The sequence below is a fragment of the Clostridium ljungdahlii DSM 13528 genome (genome assembly GCF_000143685.1).
Lineage (GTDB): Bacteria > Bacillota > Clostridia > Clostridiales > Clostridiaceae > Clostridium_B > Clostridium_B ljungdahlii.
Genome location: NC_014328.1, coordinates 1,492,915 through 1,513,348 on the forward strand (window position 1 = coordinate 1,492,915; position 20,434 = coordinate 1,513,348).

Annotated in this window: 23 protein-coding genes and 1 pseudogene; 16 read left to right on the forward strand and 8 right to left on the reverse strand. The window is 31.1% G+C overall.

Going from position 1 to position 20,434, the window contains the following annotated elements:
* Positions 1-65 precede the first annotated feature (65 nt).
* The 3 genes from CLJU_RS06830 to CLJU_RS06840 form a co-directional block, all read right to left on the reverse strand.
* Positions 66-767, reverse strand: a complete 702-nt coding sequence (locus tag CLJU_RS06830) for a FadR/GntR family transcriptional regulator (protein ID WP_013238056.1) — start codon at positions 765-767, stop codon at positions 66-68.
* A 177-nt stretch (positions 768-944) separates the two neighbouring features.
* Complete coding sequence (locus CLJU_RS06835) at positions 945-1,514, reverse strand: DUF6143 family protein (protein WP_013238057.1); 570 nt, start codon at positions 1,512-1,514, stop codon at positions 945-947.
* A gap of 22 nt (positions 1,515-1,536) precedes the next feature.
* Complete coding sequence (locus CLJU_RS06840) at positions 1,537-2,103, reverse strand: DUF6143 family protein (RefSeq protein WP_013238058.1); 567 nt, start codon at positions 2,101-2,103, stop codon at positions 1,537-1,539.
* A 275-nt stretch (positions 2,104-2,378) separates the two neighbouring features.
* Between CLJU_RS06840 and CLJU_RS06845 the strand changes: the two genes are divergently transcribed.
* The 9 genes from CLJU_RS06845 to CLJU_RS22870 all read left to right on the forward strand — a co-directional run bounded on the left by CLJU_RS06845 (position 2,379) and on the right by CLJU_RS22870 (position 8,874).
* Positions 2,379-4,301 (forward strand): OPT family oligopeptide transporter, encoded by a 1,923-nt coding sequence (locus CLJU_RS06845; RefSeq protein ID WP_013238059.1) that lies wholly within the window; start codon positions 2,379-2,381, stop codon positions 4,299-4,301.
* Complete coding sequence (locus CLJU_RS06850; RefSeq protein ID WP_013238060.1) at positions 4,291-4,641, forward strand: PqqD family protein; 351 nt, start codon at positions 4,291-4,293, stop codon at positions 4,639-4,641. Before CLJU_RS06845 ends, CLJU_RS06850 begins: the two co-directional genes overlap by 11 nt.
* Positions 4,642-4,842: 201 nt before the next feature.
* Complete coding sequence (locus tag CLJU_RS06855; RefSeq protein WP_013238061.1) at positions 4,843-5,079, forward strand: FeoA family protein; 237 nt, start codon at positions 4,843-4,845, stop codon at positions 5,077-5,079.
* A gap of 24 nt (positions 5,080-5,103) precedes the next feature.
* Entirely contained in the window at positions 5,104-5,337 is a 234-nt protein-coding gene (locus tag CLJU_RS06860) for a FeoA family protein (RefSeq protein ID WP_013238062.1), read from the forward strand.
* A gap of 21 nt (positions 5,338-5,358) precedes the next feature.
* Positions 5,359-7,404 carry a ferrous iron transport protein B gene (gene feoB / locus CLJU_RS06865; protein WP_013238063.1) on the forward strand — a complete coding sequence of 682 codons (2,046 nt, stop codon included), beginning with the start codon at positions 5,359-5,361 and terminating at the stop codon, positions 7,402-7,404.
* Positions 7,405-7,467: 63 nt separating this feature from the next.
* A complete protein-coding gene (locus CLJU_RS06870; RefSeq protein WP_013238064.1) occupies positions 7,468-7,746 on the forward strand; it encodes a winged helix-turn-helix transcriptional regulator in 279 nt (92 codons plus the stop codon).
* Positions 7,747-7,809: 63 nt separating this feature from the next.
* Positions 7,810-8,238 (forward strand): flavodoxin, encoded by a 429-nt coding sequence (locus tag CLJU_RS06875; RefSeq protein ID WP_013238065.1) that lies wholly within the window; start codon positions 7,810-7,812, stop codon positions 8,236-8,238.
* Between the two features lie 28 nt (positions 8,239-8,266).
* Entirely contained in the window at positions 8,267-8,509 is a 243-nt protein-coding gene (locus CLJU_RS22865; RefSeq protein WP_023163174.1) for a Protein of unknown function DUF3793, read from the forward strand.
* Positions 8,510-8,532: 23 nt separating this feature from the next.
* Positions 8,533-8,874 carry a DUF3793 family protein gene (locus CLJU_RS22870; protein WP_013238066.1) on the forward strand — a complete coding sequence of 114 codons (342 nt, stop codon included), beginning with the start codon at positions 8,533-8,535 and terminating at the stop codon, positions 8,872-8,874.
* Positions 8,875-8,972: 98 nt separating this feature from the next.
* Here CLJU_RS22870 and CLJU_RS06885 read toward each other — a convergent pair whose 3' ends face one another.
* Positions 8,973-9,218, reverse strand: coding sequence for a hypothetical protein (locus tag CLJU_RS06885; protein ID WP_013238067.1), 246 nt, complete (start codon positions 9,216-9,218; stop codon positions 8,973-8,975).
* A gap of 829 nt (positions 9,219-10,047) precedes the next feature.
* Here CLJU_RS06885 and CLJU_RS06890 point away from each other — a divergent pair.
* From CLJU_RS06890 to CLJU_RS06905, 4 genes and pseudogenes are all read left to right on the forward strand, one after another.
* Positions 10,048-10,500: a DUF2975 domain-containing protein gene (locus CLJU_RS06890; protein ID WP_013238070.1), complete on the forward strand. Its 453-nt coding sequence runs from the start codon at positions 10,048-10,050 to the stop codon at positions 10,498-10,500.
* 8 nt (positions 10,501-10,508) lie between these two features.
* Positions 10,509-10,718, forward strand: coding sequence for a helix-turn-helix domain-containing protein (locus CLJU_RS06895; protein ID WP_013238071.1), 210 nt, complete (start codon positions 10,509-10,511; stop codon positions 10,716-10,718).
* Between the two features lie 67 nt (positions 10,719-10,785).
* The gene (locus tag CLJU_RS06900; RefSeq protein WP_013238072.1) at positions 10,786-12,132 is read left to right on the forward strand and encodes a B12-binding domain-containing radical SAM protein; all 1,347 of its coding nucleotides are present in this window, start codon (positions 10,786-10,788) and stop codon (positions 12,130-12,132) included.
* A 29-nt stretch (positions 12,133-12,161) separates the two neighbouring features.
* Positions 12,162-12,584 (forward strand): annotated as a pseudogene (locus CLJU_RS06905) (ATP-binding cassette domain-containing protein); the annotation flags it as partial.
* A 159-nt stretch (positions 12,585-12,743) separates the two neighbouring features.
* Here CLJU_RS06905 and CLJU_RS06910 read toward each other — a convergent pair.
* Entirely contained in the window at positions 12,744-13,961 is a 1,218-nt protein-coding gene (locus CLJU_RS06910; RefSeq protein ID WP_013238074.1) for a nucleotide disphospho-sugar-binding domain-containing protein, read from the reverse strand.
* A gap of 16 nt (positions 13,962-13,977) precedes the next feature.
* Positions 13,978-14,589 carry a TetR/AcrR family transcriptional regulator gene (locus CLJU_RS06915; protein ID WP_013238075.1) on the reverse strand — a complete coding sequence of 204 codons (612 nt, stop codon included), beginning with the start codon at positions 14,587-14,589 and terminating at the stop codon, positions 13,978-13,980.
* 305 nt (positions 14,590-14,894) lie between these two features.
* Between CLJU_RS06915 and CLJU_RS06920 the strand changes: the two genes are divergently transcribed.
* Complete coding sequence (locus CLJU_RS06920; RefSeq protein ID WP_013238076.1) at positions 14,895-16,679, forward strand: methyl-accepting chemotaxis protein; 1,785 nt, start codon at positions 14,895-14,897, stop codon at positions 16,677-16,679.
* Between the two features lie 237 nt (positions 16,680-16,916).
* On the opposite strand, the gene CLJU_RS06925 is transcribed toward CLJU_RS06920, so the two are convergent.
* Positions 16,917-18,077 (reverse strand): MerR family transcriptional regulator, encoded by a 1,161-nt coding sequence (locus CLJU_RS06925; RefSeq protein WP_013238077.1) that lies wholly within the window; start codon positions 18,075-18,077, stop codon positions 16,917-16,919.
* Positions 18,078-18,175: 98 nt separating this feature from the next.
* A complete protein-coding gene (locus CLJU_RS23325) occupies positions 18,176-18,322 on the reverse strand; it encodes a TetR/AcrR family transcriptional regulator (RefSeq protein ID WP_081442043.1) in 147 nt (48 codons plus the stop codon).
* Between the two features lie 106 nt (positions 18,323-18,428).
* Between CLJU_RS23325 and CLJU_RS06930 the strand changes: the two genes are divergently transcribed.
* Positions 18,429-18,920 carry a MarR family transcriptional regulator gene (locus tag CLJU_RS06930; protein ID WP_013238078.1) on the forward strand — a complete coding sequence of 164 codons (492 nt, stop codon included), beginning with the start codon at positions 18,429-18,431 and terminating at the stop codon, positions 18,918-18,920.
* 164 nt (positions 18,921-19,084) lie between these two features.
* Positions 19,085-20,320 carry an MFS transporter gene (locus tag CLJU_RS06935; protein ID WP_013238079.1) on the forward strand — a complete coding sequence of 412 codons (1,236 nt, stop codon included), beginning with the start codon at positions 19,085-19,087 and terminating at the stop codon, positions 20,318-20,320.
* The last annotated feature ends 114 nt before the right edge of the window (positions 20,321-20,434 follow it).

The window sequence follows — 20,434 nt, forward strand, 5'->3', positions numbered from 1 at the left end:
GTGAAGGATGATTTTTAGCCGTCGCAAAAAATCTATATTAACTATTAATTCATAACTATTAATTCTTAATTCATTTTCTTAAGCAATTCCATATCTATTTTTTTAAGATGATTCTTTAAAGCCTCTTCGGCACCATTGGGGTTGTGGCTTTCTATAGCTTTAAGGATGCATAAGTGTTCTTCGTATATATTATGTATAGATTTTTCTTCGTATATTGAAATATTCACGGTTTTGTCAATAAAAATATCCATTAAGTAGGAAAGACTGTTCCATGTAGTGATAAATAATTCATTACCTGACAATTTAATGATTTCATAGTGGAATTCTTTATCAAATTCTGCTTTTTTACTTTCATCATTTTCATTTATCATGTTTTTATATATTTTATACAATTTTTTTATGTCTTGTTTTGAGGCATTTTTGGCAGTAGCTTTTACAGAGGAAGATTCCAGGACTTCTCTAAGATCAAATAAGTCTTGAATACTCCCATTGCTCAATTTAAAGGATATGGACAGCGGCTTATAGTAACTGTCATTAATATTGTTAGATATAAAGTTTCCCTGACCATGCTTCCTTTCGATTAAGCCAATTATCTCGAGAGCTTTTAAAGCTTCTCTTAAAGCTGGACGTCCAACCTTCCATATTTCTGTTAGTTGTCTTTCAGGCGGTAATTTATCGCCAATTTTCAATTCATCATGTAATATCATATTTTGTATTTTTTCAATAATAGATTGAACTACATTTTTATTTTCAGTGCTTTCAGACATAGTAACTCCTTTGCATATTTAAGTCTATATAATGTTATCATAACTGGGTCAGAAATTGAAGTGTATGCTGAAGATGTATGTGATGAGAAGTTTAAAGTTAGGGCAATTTCAAATGAAATTGAATAAGAATCCTGTTAATAAACATCAGGTGGAGTTTAAAACTCCGCCTGATGTTTACTAACATATTATTTTTTCTTCCCACCATGTATAATCTACAGTTGCTGCAGCAGACTGATTAGGAGTTTCAGGGTTTGATAAGAAAATTAGAAATGATCCTCCAGGAGGAAATATAAACTTTCCCACTTCCTCATCACCAACTGTAACGTCTGGAAGAGCTCTTCTAACGAAAGCTTTTTTACCTCCAAGGGGCTCATTAATTACATTAATTGCCTCAAATAATCCTATTTTGGGTTTAGGCGGTGGACAAAGAGCTGTATTGCCAGGAATTACTGTTGTAACTCTTATTGCATTTCCTGATGGCTGACTATTAAACCATATTTGGGCTCTTATTGCTGATTTTCCTGTATTTGAAACCTGCCAAGAATAAACATGTAAGTTAACACCTGAATTATTAGGATTGAATAAACCTGCCCATGCACTTTTACCATTCCCAAATTCTAGTTCATCTGTAGCCCCAACAAAATATTTTCCTTGAAGTGATAGATACAAAGCATATGGCATACTGGCTACTTGAGTTATTGGATTTGCTAAAAGAACTGATTTTTTGTTGTTATTGCAGCTTCCCATTTGAGATAATGCCTCCTATTCTCTATTTGATTTCTTGAATTTTTTCTTCCGACCATCCAAAAGCGACTCGACCTTCTCCAATTTCATTTGATTCTTCTAAATTTGACAAGGAAATAATAAATGATCCTCCTGGTGGAAATATAAATTTACCAACTTCTTCACTTGCAATTGTAACTTCCGGAGTAACTTTCCTTGTAAATACATTGTCTCCATCATAGGGCTCATTAAGTGCATTATTTGCTTGAAGTAAATTTACTCTTGGTATTGGTAATGTCTTAAAAGCAGTGTTGGAAGGTGTCACCAATTCTGATTTAACAGGCTCACCAGATGGTTCTGCATTAAACCATATCCGCGCTGTTAATGGCGACTTTCCCACATTTGTAACAGTCCAAACATATATATGAAGATTTACTCTAGAATTAACTGGATTTACTAATCCTGCCCAGGCTATATTTTTATCTTGAAATTTCATATCATCTGCATATCCTACAAAGTACTTTCCTTGAAGTGATAAATATAAGGCATAAGGCATATCAGCCACTTGAGTTATTGGATTGGGCAAAAGAATTGAATTTTTATAATTTTCCACTTTTATCACGTCTCCTATTAAGGTATTTTCTTATGAAAAATACACTTCTTAGTCATATAATATTTGTACTATATAAGTTTTGTGAGAGCACGTCCAATAAAAACATTATAAATAATTTGTTATCGTTGATCATAAATAGCATCACTATTGCAAGTTAAAAGCCATTTTAATTTATTTAATAAACAAATCTTTTTATTTATAAAAATTTAAAAGTGCATTTTTGACATCAATTATGCTATAATTATGATTGTAAAATATAAAAGGAGGTACATATAATGAATAAAAAGTTATCTAAAGATGCATATGGCGGCGTAGCTGGTAAAGACTATGTTCCTTACATATCCGATGGCTCTAAATCTGGTGGAAATGTTGCTGTATTAACAATCGGTATTATTCTAGCTGTACTATTTGCAGCATCTACTGCCTATTCAGGTATGAAATCAGGGCTTACAGTTGCTGCTGGTATACCTGGATCTATAATAGGATCTGTATTTATAGCTATATTTGCTAAAAAGAAAGGTATCCTTGGCAAAAATTTGGTCCAAGGTATGTCAAGTGGTGGAGAATCAATTGCTAGTGGTATGATATTTGTTTTACCTGCAATAATTTTAATAGGTTCAAAATTTTCTTTCTTGGAAGGCTTTGTTGTTGGTGTAGGAGGAGTTTTATTTGGAATAGGAATAGCTTCTCTTGTTTACAATTATTTAATAATTGAAGAACATGGTAAATTAATGTACCCTGAGTCAATGGCCATATCTGAAACACTTGTTGCTTCAGAAGGTGCTAAAGAATCAGTAAAGTATATGGGAATAGGCTTTGGAATAGGTGGTATTATAACTGTTTTTACTAGTTCATTCTTAAATGTAGCTAATGATGTTATAAGCTATGTAAACGAGTCTTTTTATAAGTGGAAATTTGAAGTTGAAGCTAACCCTCTATTATTAGGTATAGGATTTATAGTTGGCATAGATGTTTCCTTAACTATGTTTGCTGGTTCTATATTATCTAACTTTGCTGTTACACCTTTAATAGGTTATTTCGTTTCTCTTGGAAAAGGCGGTGCAACTGTATGGAATAATTCACATGTTGCTTTAAGTGCCATGCAAGTTAAGGATATAACAGGCAGTTATGTAAAATATATCGGAGCAGGTATGATGCTTTCTGGCGGTTTTATAGGTGCTATAAAACTTATACCAACTATAGTATCTTCTGTAAAGGAAACTCTTGGTGCCAAGTCTTCAAAGGGTTCTGGTAGTTCATCTGCTGAAAATTTAATATTATTTGGTGGTATAATAATAGGATTCGTAGGTGGCTTCATGATATCTGGTGGTAATATACTAATGGCAATAATAGCTTCTATTTTATCACTGTTGTTGTCAATGCTATTTGTTATAGTTTCTGGTCGTTTAACTGGTACTATAGGAACTTCAAATCTTCCTGTATCCGGTATGACTATAGCTTCTATAGTTATTGTAACATTATTATTTGTTACAATGGGATGGAAAAGTTCTGTAAATAACAGATCTTTACTTTTATTTGGTACATTTATAGTTACCGCTATATCTGCAGCTGGTGGTTACTGTCAATCACAAAAAGTTACTTTCCTAATTGGTGGTGACAAAAATGAAATGCAAAAATACTTTACTATAGCTGGTATAGTTGGTGCTGCAGTAGTTACTGGTGTTATACTATTACTTTCAAGTCAACTTGCAATGACTGGTGATAACGTACCATTTGCATTACCTCAAGCTAATCTAATGTCAACATTAACGGGTGGTATAATGTCAGGTAGTTTGCCTTGGGTTATGATAATTGTTGGTATTGTTATGGGAGTTACTTTATTCTTATTAAAACTTCCTGTAATGACAATTGCAATAGGATTCTATTTGCCAATATCTACAAATGCCATAATATTAATAGGCGCATTTGTTCGTCTATTTGTAGAAAAGACTTCTAAAAGTGAAAAACAAAAAGAAGCCAGAGTTTCTAATGGTATAAGTTTATCTTCTGGACTCGTTGCTGGTGGTTCCATAATAGGACTTGTAGGCATAATACTTATAAATGTATTAAAAGTTGTAAAAGTAGGTGAACCGAGTGGATTTGCTGCTTCTAATGGAATGGGATATGTAGTATTAGCAGCGTTAATAATAGCTTCCATAATACCTATAATGAAGAGTAAGGAAAAAAATGCCGAATAACAACGAAGAGGTATTAAATATAATATTTAAAATCTCTGATAATTTAGAATATGAGGTAGATGAAGACAGCATTGTGACTATACTTGAAAAACAAGATCATAAGATTCAAAAGTTCTTTAGAAAAATTAAATTTAGAATTCCAGAATACAAAAAAATTACTCTGGACGAATATTCAAGTTATGTGTTTTTACAGATAGATGGAAAGAAAACTGTAAAAGCTATTGGAGAAAATTTAGAAGCAAAGTATGGTGATAAAGTTAATCCGCTTTATGAAAGATTGTTGTTATTCTTAAACCATATAGATGTTAATTGTCACTATATAGAAAAAACAAATTCATAAAAATAAAGATGGCGCTATGTGGTAGCTGCCATCTTTATTTTTATGAATTTTTACAAACTTCAAATAGAATATATAAAGCAAATATGCTATTGACATATTTAGAAGTAAGTACTAATATATATAATATAATTGATTATGATTATCAATATCAATTGCAAATATTGTACATAAAAATTGTACTATTTTTAGGAGAGTGATATTATGGCCAATAGTATAGGACTTAATGAAGTCAAAATTAAATCAAGAGTTAAGGTAGTTCAAATATTACCTGAAAGTAAAGTAAGAAAAAAAATTATGGACATGGGTATTGTAAGAGGGACTGAAATTGTTGTAGCAGGAAAAGCACCCATGGGTGATCCAATAGAACTTCAGGTTAGAGGATACAGCTTAAGTTTAAGAAAAAATGAAGCAAAAGATATTTTAGTAGAGCTAGTATAAAAAATTTGTTAGGAGGTGATTCATATGATTGAAAGCAATATGCCGTTAAATGCTGTTTCAATGGGGAGAAGCGCCGAAATAAAAGATGTAGTTGGCAGTGAAATTATGTGCAAGAAGCTTATGGAAATGGGACTTAGTAAAGGAACTATAATTAAAATAATGAATAATGACATAGGACATTTGGTAGTAAAACTTGGTGAAACCAGGCTTGTACTTGGGCGTTCAATGGCACAAAAAGTTATGGTTAGAGAAGTTTAAAGTTAATATATTGGAGGCTTGATGATGAATAAAAATTTGGTTATTGCTTTAGCGGGCAATCCTAACTGCGGTAAAACTAGTTTATTTAATGAACTTACAGGCTCAAGACAGCATGTAGGGAATTGGCCGGGTGTTACAGTTGAGAAAAAAGAGGGAAAATTAAAATTTCAAGGTAGAGATATAACAGTAGTTGATTTGCCAGGAACGTATAGTTTAGGGGCATATTCAGAGGATGAAGTTGTAGCTCGTGATTTTATACTTAAAGAAAAACCTGATGTGGTTATTAATGTAGTAGATTCCTGTAATCTTGAAAGAAATTTATATCTTACGATGCAGATTCTTGAAACTGGAGCTAAAGTAGTTTTAGCACTTAATATGATGGATGAAGCTAAAAATAAAGATATAAAAATCGATGCGAAAAAATTATCCAGTGCTATTGGAATACCAGCAGTTCCAACAGTAGCAACTAAAGGTCAGGGAATAAATGGGTTAATAAGTGAAGCTGTTAAGCTTGGAGATTTAAAAGAGTATAATTTATATAAAATTGATTATGGTGCTGAAGTAGAAAGAGAAACAGGAAAAATAGAACTTGCTTTTTCAGAAGCAGCTGCAGCTCTTGAATATCCATCTTTCTGGACGGCATTAAAGCTTATAGAAAATGATGAATATATAAATAAATATGTGGGTGAGAAAGTAAAAACAAATGCAATAAAGAAACAGGTTCAAAATAGTATAGAAAAAATTACTAAGTCTATTGGCTATGAGCCGGATGCTTTTATAATTGACAAAAGGTATGAAAAGATAAGCAGTGTTGTTAAAGATAGTGTAAAGAAAAATACAGTTGTTAAAGAAACTGTTTCGGATAAAATAGATAAAGTAATTACCAATAAATGGCTTGGAATACCTATATTTGCACTTATAATGTTTGGTGTTTATCAGATTTCAATAGGTCTTGGTAATGGCCCACTTGCTGATTTAGTAAATGACTGGATAGGTAAGCTTGGAGCTAGCGTGGATTTTGGACTTCAACATATAGGGGCACCTGGACTTTTGGGCGATTTTGTTAGAGATGGTATTTTTGGTGGTGTTGGTTCAGTACTTGGATTTATGCCTATGATTTTGATAATGTTTTTCTTAATATCCCTTCTGGAAGACAGCGGATATATGGCAAGAGCTGCTTATGTAATGGACAGGCTCATGCATGCAGTTGGGCTCCATGGTAAAACAGCAGTATCACTTATAATTGGATCAGGTTGTAATGTTGCAGGAATAATGTCGGCAAGAACTCTTGAAAACAAGAAGGATAGAATGATAGCTATTTTAATAAGTCCTTTCATTTCATGTCCGGCAAGGCTTGAAATTTATGGATTATTTATTGGAGCATTCTTTGCAAACAAAACAGTAGGTATATTTAGTGAAGGCGGACTTATTGTATTTATACTCTATGCTTTAGGTATTGCAGTTGCAATATTGATGGGGAAATTTTTTAGTTCAAAAGTATTTAAAGGTGAAAATTCATATTTTGTTATGGAATTACCTCCATATCGTATACCAACTCTTAAAGGAATTTTAATTCATATGTGGGAAAAATCAAGTCACTTTTTAAAGAAGGCAGGAACCGTTATTTTAGTTGTATGTATAGTTGTTTGGATTCTTACTAATTTACCAGCAGGTGCACCACAAGACAAAACTATATTAGCAAGATTAGGATCATTAATAGCTCCTATATTTAAACCGGCAGGTTTTGGAACATGGCAGGCAGGAGTTGCACTTATTACAGGATTTGCAGCTAAAGAAGCCGTTGTTGGTACTTTTGGAACAATTTATGGAGTAGAGGAAGGAGTACATCTCTTCCATGCAATACAAAATACTTTTACACCGCTTACAGCAATGTCATTTATGGTAATGTGCCTTTTATATGTACCATGTGTTGCAACTATAGGAGCAGTAAAAAGTGAAACAAATTCAAGTAAATGGACATGGGCAGCAGTAGGGTATACTTGTGCAATTGGATGGATATGTGCAGTAATAGTATACCAGGTAGGAAGATTGATGGGATTTGTTTAAATTACACTTTTAATGAGAATGAATATTAATATCATTAAAAAGAAATACGAAAGGATGATTTTTATGATTATGAAAATTTTGAAGAGACTTTCAAAAGGAGGACTGTATTCAAATAAAATTATGGCTAAAGAACTTGGAATAGATGAAGGCCTGGTTGAGCAAATGATATCGCAGCTTGAAAGACTTGGATATATAAAGCGAGATAATATGAATGCTTCATCAGGTTGTGATTGTGGATGCTGCGATTCAAAAAAGAAAAAAAGTTGCTGCAGTGGTAAAGACAATATAAGCATAGATTTGTGGAAGCTTACGGAGAAGGGAAAAGCAGTAGTTGCTGGATAAAAATTGCTTTTATATTGATAATGATAGTCAACAAATAAAACTGATTATAAGGAGGATTAAGTTATGAAAAAAATATCAATTATTTATTGGAGTGGTACAGGAAATACTGAGACTATGGCAAAAGCAATACGAGAAGGAGCCAAAAGTGAAAATGTAGATGTTAAACTTGTTGGTGTAGGCGAAGCAAGTGTAGAAGATGTGTCAGGTGCAGATATTGTTGCCTTTGGATGCCCTGCAATGGGTGATGAACAGCTTGAAGAAAATGAAATGGAACCATTTATAAAATCTATTTTACATGATATTAAAGATAAAGATATTGTTCTATTTGGTTCATATGGTTGGGGTAGCGGAGATTGGATGACTAACTGGGAAGATCAGATGAAGGAGTACGGAGCAAATCTCGTAGAAGAAAGCCTTATAATAAATGAAGAACCGGATGATGATGGACTAGAAAAATGTGAAAAACTAGGCGAGGCATTAGCAGAAAAATAAAAATTTTTAAATATAGGGGAGGTTATTTATGAGTAGAGAACAGGTAAATAAATTTTTTAATATAATTAATGAGTATAATGATTTTGAATACTTATTGTATGTGATAATATGCCATTGTGCTCCAACTTTAAAAAGACAAAAAATAGCCTCCCTTATTATATTTAGTGATAATGGAAGAAAGCTAAATTTAATATGGGAAAAATATAAGGATAGAATAAAAGAAAATTTAAGGATTAGTTTTTTTGAATTGAGAAGGAATAAAAAAATATAACAGTATTATTCTATAACGATAAAATGTTGGAGACAAGTATAAAGTGTCAAAAAAATATAGATTTTCTAAATAGATTTGGATATACAAATGAAATGGATCTTAACCAATGTTTATGCCATTTAAGTAAAAGGTTTCAGAAAATATGTCCACACGAGATAGGCGTATTTCTAGGATATCCTATAGAAGATGTAATAACGTTTGTAGATTGTCCTAGTATAAAATGTAAAATGATAGGCTATTGGAAGGTTTACCATGATGTAGAAAATGCTAAAGTGATTTTTAATAGATATGATTTAATAAAGAAAAAAATAAGGCGGCTAATTCTTAAAGGATATAAACCTACTCAATTGATACTAAATGTATAAATTTATTGTCTAAGATGATGATTGCAAAATATGTTATAGAAAAATAATGGGTATAGATTTGGTTCTTTCACAAATCTATACCCATTCCTCTAGAAACCCTATATTTGAACTTTTAATGCATTTGGTTCATATACTTTGGGCACTGCTCTTGCCATAAAAATTAAAGTTGCAATCAAAAATATTGTAACTACAATAAAAAGTACATATTGGTAAGCAAATTTGCTTAAAACAAATCTGCAAATTAATGATCCAAATGGAACAGCTCCCAGGCAGAAAACCCCTATTATGGAAAAGAACCGTGTCCTCATTTCAATTGGAACCATCCTTTGAAGGTTGACATTCATAGGTTATATTCTTATAAGTTATGAGAAATGAACAAATTGCAGATATTATAAGTGACAGTCCATTTAAATAAAATACTGTTTGAATTCCAAAGAGTTCGGCATATTATACCTCCGATAGAAGGTCCTATAATCATTGAAATTGTATCACTTCCACCTCTGATGGATGTAGGCTCTCATAAGTTTTTCTTCACCCGCCAGTTCTGGAAGGATTGCTGTAGATGATGCTAGGAAAATGCTGTCCATAATAGAAATAAATATTTGAAGAAGGAATAGTATATATATATTTAAATTGTTAGATAAGGCTAAAATCCCTAAACAAATTATTAAAATTGCCATGCCTGTATCGGTTACTAATATGATTGACGTCCTTTGACTGAACGCCTACAATCTTTAAATCTTTGTACTCATTTAAAATATCAATGCAACTTGAAAGATTTTTAAGCATATCTGCATTTACATATTTTTTATCTTTTCGGGAATATACCTTTGCACAAATGGAGTCTTTACAATTGAAAGTCCAAATTTTAAAAATATATTTTGCATTTTGTGGTATAGAAATTTTTCCTATAGTTTTAAACATGGTCTTTATGAATTTAATTGTAGTTTCAGAAGTAAAATAGAATGTAGGAATTGTACCTCTAAATCTAAATTTATATAAAACATTTTTGTATAAATCAGAACTGCTCCTATTTACTGTAAAATAATTGATGTGTAGTTTAGTTATCTCAAATACAACAATAAATACATAGCGGAAATCAATAAGTTTTTATTGAAAAACAATAAAAAGCATGTTATCTTATACACAAGAATTAAAAGTGAGGTGCTTTTTATGAAACTAGAATCAACAATTTTTTTAAAGATAGCTGTTATTTTTATTGGAAGTCCAGTTCTTGCTTTGTGCATATTTTGGTTACCTGGATTTGTAAATTATTTGTCTTATCCCATTTTAGCAGGTGTGTATACCACAGCAATATCGTTTTTCTTTGCTCTGTATCAGGCATTAAAACTTTTAAGCTATATTGACAAGAACAAAGCTTTCTCAGAGTTATCTGTAAATGCTTTAAAGTATATAAAATATTGTGCAATTACAATTAGTATTTTGTATGCAGCACTAATACCACTCTTATTTCCCATAGCAGATGCAGATGATGCACCAGGTCTTGTAGCATTTCCAATTATTTTTACTTTTGCATCCATTGTGATTGCAGTTTTTGCTGCCGTTCTTCAAAAGCTTTTAAAAGAAGCTATAAATATAAAATCAGAAAATGACTTAACAGTTTGAGGTGATATATGGCCATTATAATTAATGTAGATGTGATGTTAGCTAAAAGAAAAATGAGCGTAACTGAACTTTCAGAGAAAGTTGGAATAACTATGGCAAATCTCTCTATACTAAAGAATGGAAAGGCAAAAGCTATTCGATTTTCAACTTTAGAAGGAATATGTAAAGCTTTGGGATGCCAACCAGGTGATATTTTAGAATACAGAAATGATGGATAAATGGAATGCTCTGTACTGCAAGTAGATTAGTTAAATATTGAATAAAATTTGTTTAAGGAGATAATGTATGAAGATTAAATTAATTCAACCGAAAATGCTGCCAAGGCCTATGGATACAAAGTTAAAAACTAGGATGGCTCCTTCATTAGCATTACTTACAATAGCAAATCTCACTCCAAAAGAGCATGAAGTTATTATTGAGAATGAAAATGTTGAAAAGATAGATTTTGATGAACCTGTAGATTTAGTAGCAATAACTGTTACTGTAGATGTTATGAATAGGGCAGTGGAAATTTCAAAGAAGTTTCAAAATCGCAATGTTACAGTAATTGCAGGTGGCATACATATTACAGCAGATCCAGAGAGTGTTATTAATAGTTTTGATGCAATATCTGTAGGAATGGCTGAGAGAGTTTGGGTAAAAATCCTTGAAGATAAAGAAAATAATTCACTTAAGAAGATATATTATGATATGGAAAACATTGCTGGGAAAGAAATAGTATCACCTGACTATTCCAGTATTGATAATAAAAAGTATTTATATACTAATATAATTAGTACAAGCAGAGGATGTCCTTTTGAATGTGATTTCTGCTATAATAGTTGCAAAAGTGTACTTAAAACTTATATTAATAGACCTATAGATGATGTAATTAGAGATATAAATGCATTAAAAACAAGGCATATAATGTTTATTGATGATAATTTTATTGGAAATCCTAAATGGACAAAAAAATTATTGAAGGAAATAAAACCACTTAAGCTAAAGTGGAACGCAGCGGTTACTTCCAATATAGTAGACATGACTGAATTATTAGATGAAATGAAGGCAGCTGGTTGTCAAAGTCTATTTATAGGTTTTGAAAGCATAAATAGTAAGTCAATAGATAGTGTTCACAAGGTACAAAATAGTGTAAAGCGATATGAGAAGCTCGTAGAGGAAATCCATAAAAGGGGAATAATGATAAATGCAAGTTTTGTTTTCGGATTAGATGAAGATGATGTTTCTGTATTTAAGAATACATTGGAATGGATAGTTAAAAATAAGATAGAAACTGTGACTTCACATATACTTACCCCATATCCTGGTACAAAGTTATATTCATCATTAATGGAGGAAAATAGAATTGTAGATTTTAATTTGTCAAATTATAATACTGCACATGTGGTATATAAACCTAAGAATATGACAGCAGAAGAATTATACAAGGGCTATTTATGGATATATAAAGAGGTGTATACGTTTAAAAATATAGTGAAAAGATTACCAAAGTCTAAAAAGCAGTGGATTCCATTTCTAGCATTTAATTTGTTTTATAGGAAGTTTGGTAAGCTGACAGAATTATTGTGTAATATAGTTTCTTTTAAAAATATAGGAGAATTTTTCAGATGGGTGGCTTATTGTACAAAGTAGGTGATAATTGTTTTTCTCCAATTGGCTATCGCATTGGACGAAAAAATGCAACAGATGAAGAAGTTATACAGGCTGCAAAATTTGCACATTGTGATGAATTCGTAGGAAAGCTGACAGAAGGCTGGAATACAATGATTGGTGAAAATGGTTCTGAACTTTCTGGTGGTGAACGACAAAGGATATTTATTGCTAGAGCATTTCTAAAGGATGCACCAATTATATTGTTAGATGAAGCAACAGCTTCACTGGATGTTGAAAATGAAACTATGATACAGGAAGCACTGTCAAGGCTTATTCAAAATAAGACAGTACTTATTATTGCACATAGAATGAGAACAGTAGCAGGTGCCCACAAAATTGTAGTATTGAAGGATGGCATTGTTGCTGAACAGGGGAAACCTAGTAAATTAGTTAAAAAAGGTAAGATATATAAGCATATGGCTGAAGTGTAATTAAGATCTGCTTCCTGGCAATTTTAAAATTTATGTGATGTTTTGACTCAGTTTTATGAAGGCTGCTGAAAAAATGATTTTTATAGCAAAATTGCAGCGCAATTATACGTCTTATAAGATGTGATTTTTGAAAAAGCAGCCTCGTTTGATAATATGAATTTAATAATTTAATATAAAATCTGCAGCTTTAGCTGCACCTCCCAAGCTTTTTATTTTATCTGAATATATTTTAAGATTTTGTTTAAATGTATTATCTTTAATAATTTTTGTACACATTTTTAAAAGAAATTCTTTATTGAAATTATATATACCAGGATTTAATGCACAACCTATTTCAGAAGCCTTCTCAGCATTAAAGTAGCGTTCAAAATGTTTCCCAGGAAAAATAATTGCAGGTACTTCATTTTCAATGCATTGTACTGTTGTATTTTGACCACCATGATGAATAGCAATATTTGCTATTTTTAGGACTTTGTCTGATGGAACCATATTCATAAAGTGTACATTTCCAGTATTAGAGTTTATACTATCCTTAAATCTAGGGTTTCCTCCTGCTGTAACTATAACATCGAATTCTGAACCTAGGAAAGTATCTAAAATTATTTTTTGGTACATATCTGGAGTTATTGCTCCTGCACTTAAATACACATATATTAATGGACGCTTTTTTTCAAAATTGAAGTTGGATTTTATAAAATTTTTAGGTATTATTGAGCCTAAAAATATATATTTTGAACTGTCTTTTAAATCCTCAAGCTCAGGTATGCTTGGAACAAAAATTTTATTGGAATTATAATCTTGATTAAGCTCACATATATTTTTGATAGTTTTTAAATTTAAAGTTTTTAGAAGCTCATTATAATATTCAGCATATATTTCATCAGCTTTATTAGAAAATCCAAAATAACAGAAATCTGTTTTACCTGGAGTACCGCCAGTACAAAAATATGGTATGTCCATTTTCTTTGCAACTATAGGCATCACAGTTTCAAATTCTCCGAATATTAGATCTGGCTTAAAATTTTGCACTAGTGTCATTTCTTCTTTAAAGGTATTTTGTACATATTCCTTGGAAATAAGGCCTTTAAATCTTATTACATCACATAAGCTGCTAATAGAAAATTTATGTGCGTGTGAACTTTCTTTAACAGTATTATAATTTTTTTGCTGCCATAATTTTGGTATAGGTGGCTTATATCCTTGTATAACCTTATATCCGCAGGCTGCGGCATAGTCCGCTTCTCTTCCTGCAGCTCTAAATAGTATGCTGCAGTCTTGCTGCTTTTTTTTAATTTCGTCTGCTATAGCAATTAATCTGGTTATACTACCCAAAGCTTCAATAGAGGCTATTCCTGGTGTAAACAATATTTTTTTCAAATTAAACATCTCCTAATTAAATTTTATTTATTCCATTTATGAAAAGGTCTATAAACGTACTAATTTTACACTTTAGTTCCTCATCAGAAAGTTTTTCTCTTAAAAAGAGTTCATGAAAAAAAACAAAATTGAAAAAAGCACTATATATGAATTCTGCTGCAGATTCTGTATTAACTTTTCTGAAGTAACCTTTATTTATACCTGAAATTATATAGTTTTCTAGAGGACCATTTAAATTTGGAGCTGATTTTTCAAGTAGAGAAAGATCTGGTCTGTTTCCGGATTTATCCATAGCATAGAGATAATGAAACTCTAACATGTTTCTTTCGGTAACATTTTTATAGAAGAATATAAAATAATCTATGAGTTCATTTCGATAATTTTCACTTGCTTCTTTGGGAATTCCTAAAATTTCTACTGAAGTGAAAATTTTAGAATATATAGCTTCAATTATTTTCTTCTTATTAGGGAAAATGCAGTATATCATAGTTTCACTAATTCCAATAGCATTTGCAATATCTTTGGCGGTAAAACTATAGCCCTTTTTTAACATAAGTTCTTTTCCAATGCTTACAATTTGTTCTGCTCTTTCTTCACGGCTCATCCTTGATTTTGAATTACTTTTCAATTTTATCCTCCTGTAATCTAAATGTTTATTACTTAGTAAGTACTTACTAAGTATAGAGCAGCTATTTTTTATTGTCAAGTAAGGGGAGTTATATTGACTTGTTGATTTTATTATATTAAATGAAGCGGTGAACTTAAAAATGAATTGATATAAAGAATATATTGACTGCATATAGTAAAAGAAAATTTTGGTTAAGAATCATTGAAATATTATAAAAAGAGGTATATAATAACGTTATACTGATAATGATATTCATTATCAGTATAACGTTATTATATCAATTTATATGTGAAAGAGGTGTTGACATGAAAAAAATAAGACATAAAATTTTACTAACATTTTTGATTACTTCTTCATTATTTATTATACTTGCTGGAGTATATAATATAAATAATCTTATCCAAGTGGATAAAAGTGAAATATCAACTCTACGCACCACATTGTTTGATGACTATAATAAAATGATAAAAAATGAAGTAGAAACAGCTGAGAGTGTTTTGAATACATATTATGATTTATATAAAGAAGGAAAATTAAGTCAAGAAGAAGCACAAGAAGAAGCAAAAAAAGCTATTAAGAATTTGAGATACAATAAAAATGGATATTTTTGGATTGATGATACAAATGGAATACTTGTGGCACATCCTATGCAGCCCAAAGAAGAAGGAACAAATCGAATTAATGTTAAAGATTCAAATGGTACTGAATTGATGAAAGAAATTATAAGTGCAGCAAGAGATGATAAAAATTCCGGATATACAAATTTTATGTGGAATAAGCCGCAGAAAACTGGAACTAATAAATTGGTTCCTAAAAGAGTATATTCCAAATTGTTTAAGCCTTGGAATTGGATTATAAGCACTGGAAATTATGTTGATGATATTAATTCAGTTATTGATTCAAAAAATGAAGAACTTAGAAATAATTTATATAGGAATATTAATACTGCAGTAGCTTTTATCGTTGTTTCATTACTTATGGTTTTCTTAATTTCCGTAGTTCTAAGCAAAAAAATATCTGATCCTATTGTTAAATTGGTAAAAGCTTTTAAAAAAGATAAAAATGGACAAATTAATATGCAGGAAATTAAATTGAATTCCAGGGATGAAATTGGTTTGTTGGCGGATACGTTAAATGAAATGTCGTCACAAGTTAAAAGTTTTGTGAGAGGAGTTGTTTTAGAAGCTAAGAAGGTTCATGGTAGTACTGATGCTGTAAATGAAGATTTATATTCTTTGAATTTAAAAATACAAGAAATATCTAAAATAATTGGGGAGTTATCTGCAGATGTTGAAGAAACAGCATCATCAACGGAAGAAATAAATATTGTTTCAGGAGAAATAGAAAGATCAGTAGAAAATATAGCTGATAAAGCAGAGGATGGAGCTGTGTCAGCTGGCAAGATAAGTACTAAAGCAGTTACTTTGAAAGAAAATTCTATTAAGCTTAAAAATGAAGCAAATGAAACATGCTTAAAAATTAGAAACATGATGAGTGAAGCATTGGAGAAAATAAAAGAGACTGAAAAAATTAAAACATTAACTGGTGTAATTTCAGATATATCTTCTCAAACTAATTTGTTGGCTTTAAATGCGAGTATAGAATCTGCAAGGGCAGGAGAAGCAGGAAAAGGTTTTGCTGTTGTAGCTGAAGAAATAAGAAAACTAGCAGAAAATTCAAAAATGACTGTAAATGAGATACAGAATGCGATTGATAGAACATCTGAAGCTGTAAATAATCTTGTGAATATTTCTACAAAAACATTGATATATATTGAGACAAAGGTCTTAAGTAGTTATGATGACACAGTTATAGTTGGAGAAAATTATGATAAGGATGCAGTATATGTTAACAATCTAGTATCAGATCTAAGTTCAACTTCAAAGCAACTTTTAACATCAATGAAAACTGTATCAGAGTCAATAAATGAAATAGCAGAAATAACTAATGAAGGTGCAGTAGTAACAAGTGAAGTTGTAGATAAGATATCAAAAATAGAAAATAACGCCAATAATGTGAAAAACGAAATGGATAATTTAGAAGAGAGTGTTGGGCATTTAAACAATCTTATATTAAAGTTTAAAATATAATTGAATTGTTTAAAGGTTCAATTATATTTTAAGTTAAAAAGCTAAACTCTGAAAGCAGGATAAATAAGATTATAGAAATAAAGTTATAATGGTTGGCGATGGTGTAAATTCACCATCTCTTGCTGCATAATCTTTGAACTATGGAAATAAGTGTAATTAGAATGAAACCTTGTTTAAAGGGCTAAAATAATGGGCATAGGATATTTCTGTATATCCCATACCCATTTGATAAATTCACTACTTACTATTTTCACAATAAAATTTTAGGGCCTCTCCAATAAATTTAGAGGAACCACTTTTGTGTTTCTCATCAAAGACTTTGATATATGCAGGCTTTGAATAAAGATCAGCCATAGTTCCCAAAAAGTTATCTCCCACATCTACGTTTAAAGCTTTATGCTGTTTTTTGTATGTATCTGCAATTTCAGAAACAATTTTTTGAATCTCGTTTGAAGAAGGATCTTTGCTTAAATCAGATGCAAGCTTTTCATATAGTTTCTCCAGTTTAGGTTGATAATCTTTTAAATAAAATTTTAGAGCTTCTCCAATGAATTTGCACGCACCACTGCCATATTTTTTATCGAAGTCTTCTATCCACTCAGGATTTAGTAAATAACTCTTTGACATATAGTACCACCGATCGTTTCCCTTATCACCTTTAAAAATTTCATAATCTTTCTTAGCTGTATTTGTTATTTCTTCAGCAATTTGCTGGATTTCCTTTGAAGAAGGAGCTTTGCTTAGGTCAGATACAAGCTTTTTATATAGTTCTTCTAATTTTGGGTGCTTCTTTTCCAAGCAGTCTTTTTTAAATTTATCATATTGTTCTGCTATATTCTGCATAACACTATTGTTGAGATTTTTCTTTGCAGCCTCAACATATCTTTCAATACTTCCATATTGCTTTATAGCGCTTTTAGCAATTTCAGCTTCATTAGCTTTCATTGTTTCAATCATTTCATCAAATTTATCTATACTACCCCAGTTTTTAATTACTCTATCTTTATTTTCTTTCTTGAATTCTTCTAATACATTATAATATTCACTCATATCAAATTCTTTAAAACTCATTGTATTCGCTCCTTTTAAGGTTTTATTTATAAGCTCTATCAAACCATTTAATCTATCTCGTTTTAAAATGATTAGTTTCTTATGATTTTTTAGAGCTTCCATCTTATCGAAGTGAGGACTTGTTATGATTTCTCTAATTTCCTTTAGTGGTAAATCAAGTTCCTTAAAAAATAAAATCTGCTGCAGAGTTTCAAGAGCTTCATCGTCATAAAGCCTATAACCTGCTTCTGTCAATTTAGTTGGTTTTAATAATCCAATTTTATCGTAGTGGTGCAGCATACGCACACTTATTCCTGTTAAATTAGAAACCTGTTTTACTGTTCTCATAACTTCACCTCAAACTTTGATTTTAGAGCTTTAATACTGCCTAATACTCTGCCGGCATGAATTTTATTAGTATTTTTAACCCTTGATTATATATTACACTATGACATAATGTTAGGGTCAATACTTTTAAAAATATTGTGAAGCAATAAATTTTTGAGATAGGATTCTAGCACATCTTCTTTTGAAGTAAAGTTATGATAAAAAGTTTTTTTCCCCAAATCTGCGTGAGCAACTAATTTTAACAGTTAAAATGGTAAATTGCTTAAAAATAGATGGATTTGAATATTGTTGAAATAGAAACAAAAGTTTAATATAATATTGTTAATGTGTCAACAGATGGGAGGACAAACCATGAACAGGAATAAAGCGGAACATATCATAAAGGGTTTTAGTGATGTATATAATAAAATGGTTTCACTTAATAAGTTTAAGATGGAAGCTAGTCTTAAAGAATATACGTCTTCTGAAGTGCATTGTATCGAATATATTGGAGAAAATGAAGATTCTAACGTGACAAAACTTGCTGAAGCCTTTTATATGACTAGGGGTGCTATAAGTAAAATAACCAAGAAGCTCATAAAAAAAGGGGCAATTGAAAGCTATCAGAGGCCAGATAATAAGAAGGAAATTTATTTTAGGCTTACTAAACAGGGGCAGGAAACTTATAAAGTCCATGAGGAATTGCACAAAGAGTTTCAAGAGCGAGATAAATCTGTATTTGAGCAGGTAACTGAGGAACAATTAGATATGATGCTTAACTTCATGGAAAAGTATAGTAGGCACTTGGATGCAGAAATAAAGAAACAAGGTCTAGACATAAAAGATCAAAATGATTTTCAATAGTGTGATTGTATCAAAAAATAATTTAAAGCAGAGCTGTATGAAAATGCTGGAATATCAGCGATTTCATATAGCTTTATTTTATTGTTGACAGGGAAACAATAAAATGATAGAATGATTATGTTGCCAAGGAAACAAAAAATATAATTTTTGGAGGGAGAATTTAAATGTCAATATTTAGATCATACAAAGAATTGAACACAGAACAGACCATAGATAAAAAGGCTTTAATATTCGGTATTATATCTATGTTTCTTTGCGGGTTAGGCTTCACTATCGCAGCACCTGTGATTCCATTCTTAGTTAAGCCTTATATAAGCAATCCTGGAGATCAAGCTATAGTTGTTACGCTGCTTACCTCTGTTTATGCAATTTGCGTATTTTTTGCAGCTCCAGTACTTGGAGCTTTCAGTGACAAATATGGTCGCCGCCCAGTGCTCTTAATATGCCTTTTGGGTTCATCAGTGGGGTACTTAGTTTTTGGTATAGGAGGAGCGTTATGGATACTATTTGCTGGACGTATAATAGATGGGGTAACAGGTGGGGACATAAGCACTATTTTAGCATACTTTGCAGATATCATTCCTCCAGATCAGAGAACCAAATACTTTGGATGGGCCAGTGCAGTTGTAGGCGTAGGTACTGTTATTGGACCAACTTTAGGTGGATTACTTGCTAAGTTTGGTTATTCTGTCCCAATGTATTTTGGAGCAATAATAACTATATTGAATGTTGTTTATGGATTCTTTTTTATGCCTGAGAGTCTTGATAAGAATAATAGGCTGAAAGAGATTACCTTTGTAAGACTTAACCCATTTACACAGCTCGTAAACATACTTTCTATAAAAAACTTAAAAAGACTGCTTGTATCAGCATTTTTACTTTGGATACCTAACGGGTCTTTACAGGCAGTTTTTTCACAATTTACAATGGATACCTTCAATTGGAAACCTGCAATAATTGGACTTATGTTTTCAATTATGGGATTTCAAGATATCATTTCACAAAGCTTAATAATGCCAAAGCTTTTGATAAAACTCAGTGATAAACAGATAGCAGTTCTTGGAATGGCTTCAGAGATTATAGGCTACGGTTTTATTGCAGCATCAGCTTTGTTCTCATTTTATCCTATTTTTATTGCTGGAATGTTTATATTTGGTTTCGGTGATTCCATATTTGGTCCTTCGTTCAATGGGATGCTTTCAAAATCTGTTGCTTCTAGTGAACAAGGAAGGATTCAAGGAGGCAGCCAATCTATTCAAGCTTTAGCAAGAATGATTGGACCTATCATTGGCGGTCAAATATATGTAGCACTTGGACATGCTGCGCCTGCTCTTATGGGTATGCTGCTTACGGCAGCAGCGATACTAGTTTTATATGAAGGTATCCATGTAAATAAGTAAATATAAAGTTTTTATTATATAATTATGATTTTAGATATTCAAGAAATTTAATGCTTTATAGATTCTATGTAAATTTTATAATTTATGCTATGCTTTAAGTAAATGAATATTTAA

Coding starts and splice junctions, on each gene's coding strand:
- CLJU_RS06920 (WP_013238076.1), top strand. CDS start 14,895: ATGAAAAAAATAAGACATAAAATTTTACTAACATTTTTGATTACTTCT.
- CLJU_RS06930 (WP_013238078.1), top strand. CDS start 18,429: ATGAACAGGAATAAAGCGGAACATATCATAAAGGGTTTTAGTGATGTA.
- CLJU_RS06935 (WP_013238079.1), top strand. CDS start 19,085: ATGTCAATATTTAGATCATACAAAGAATTGAACACAGAACAGACCATA.
- CLJU_RS06830 (WP_013238056.1), bottom strand. CDS start 767: ATGTCTGAAAGCACTGAAAATAAAAATGTAGTTCAATCTATTATTGAA.
- CLJU_RS06850 (WP_013238060.1), top strand. CDS start 4,291: ATGCCGAATAACAACGAAGAGGTATTAAATATAATATTTAAAATCTCT.
- CLJU_RS06890 (WP_013238070.1), top strand. CDS start 10,048: ATGAAACTAGAATCAACAATTTTTTTAAAGATAGCTGTTATTTTTATT.
- CLJU_RS06875 (WP_013238065.1), top strand. CDS start 7,810: ATGAAAAAAATATCAATTATTTATTGGAGTGGTACAGGAAATACTGAG.
- CLJU_RS06835 (WP_013238057.1), bottom strand. CDS start 1,514: ATGGGAAGCTGCAATAACAACAAAAAATCAGTTCTTTTAGCAAATCCA.
- CLJU_RS06895 (WP_013238071.1), top strand. CDS start 10,509: ATGGCCATTATAATTAATGTAGATGTGATGTTAGCTAAAAGAAAAATG.
- CLJU_RS06860 (WP_013238062.1), top strand. CDS start 5,104: ATGATTGAAAGCAATATGCCGTTAAATGCTGTTTCAATGGGGAGAAGC.
- CLJU_RS06845 (WP_013238059.1), top strand. CDS start 2,379: ATGAATAAAAAGTTATCTAAAGATGCATATGGCGGCGTAGCTGGTAAA.
- CLJU_RS06925 (WP_013238077.1), bottom strand. CDS start 18,077: ATGAGAACAGTAAAACAGGTTTCTAATTTAACAGGAATAAGTGTGCGT.
- CLJU_RS06870 (WP_013238064.1), top strand. CDS start 7,468: ATGATTATGAAAATTTTGAAGAGACTTTCAAAAGGAGGACTGTATTCA.
- CLJU_RS06885 (WP_013238067.1), bottom strand. CDS start 9,218: ATGAATGTCAACCTTCAAAGGATGGTTCCAATTGAAATGAGGACACGG.
- feoB (WP_013238063.1), top strand. CDS start 5,359: ATGATGAATAAAAATTTGGTTATTGCTTTAGCGGGCAATCCTAACTGC.
- CLJU_RS22870 (WP_013238066.1), top strand. CDS start 8,533: ATGTTGGAGACAAGTATAAAGTGTCAAAAAAATATAGATTTTCTAAAT.
- CLJU_RS06855 (WP_013238061.1), top strand. CDS start 4,843: ATGGCCAATAGTATAGGACTTAATGAAGTCAAAATTAAATCAAGAGTT.
- CLJU_RS22865 (WP_023163174.1), top strand. CDS start 8,267: ATGAGTAGAGAACAGGTAAATAAATTTTTTAATATAATTAATGAGTAT.
- CLJU_RS06900 (WP_013238072.1), top strand. CDS start 10,786: ATGAAGATTAAATTAATTCAACCGAAAATGCTGCCAAGGCCTATGGAT.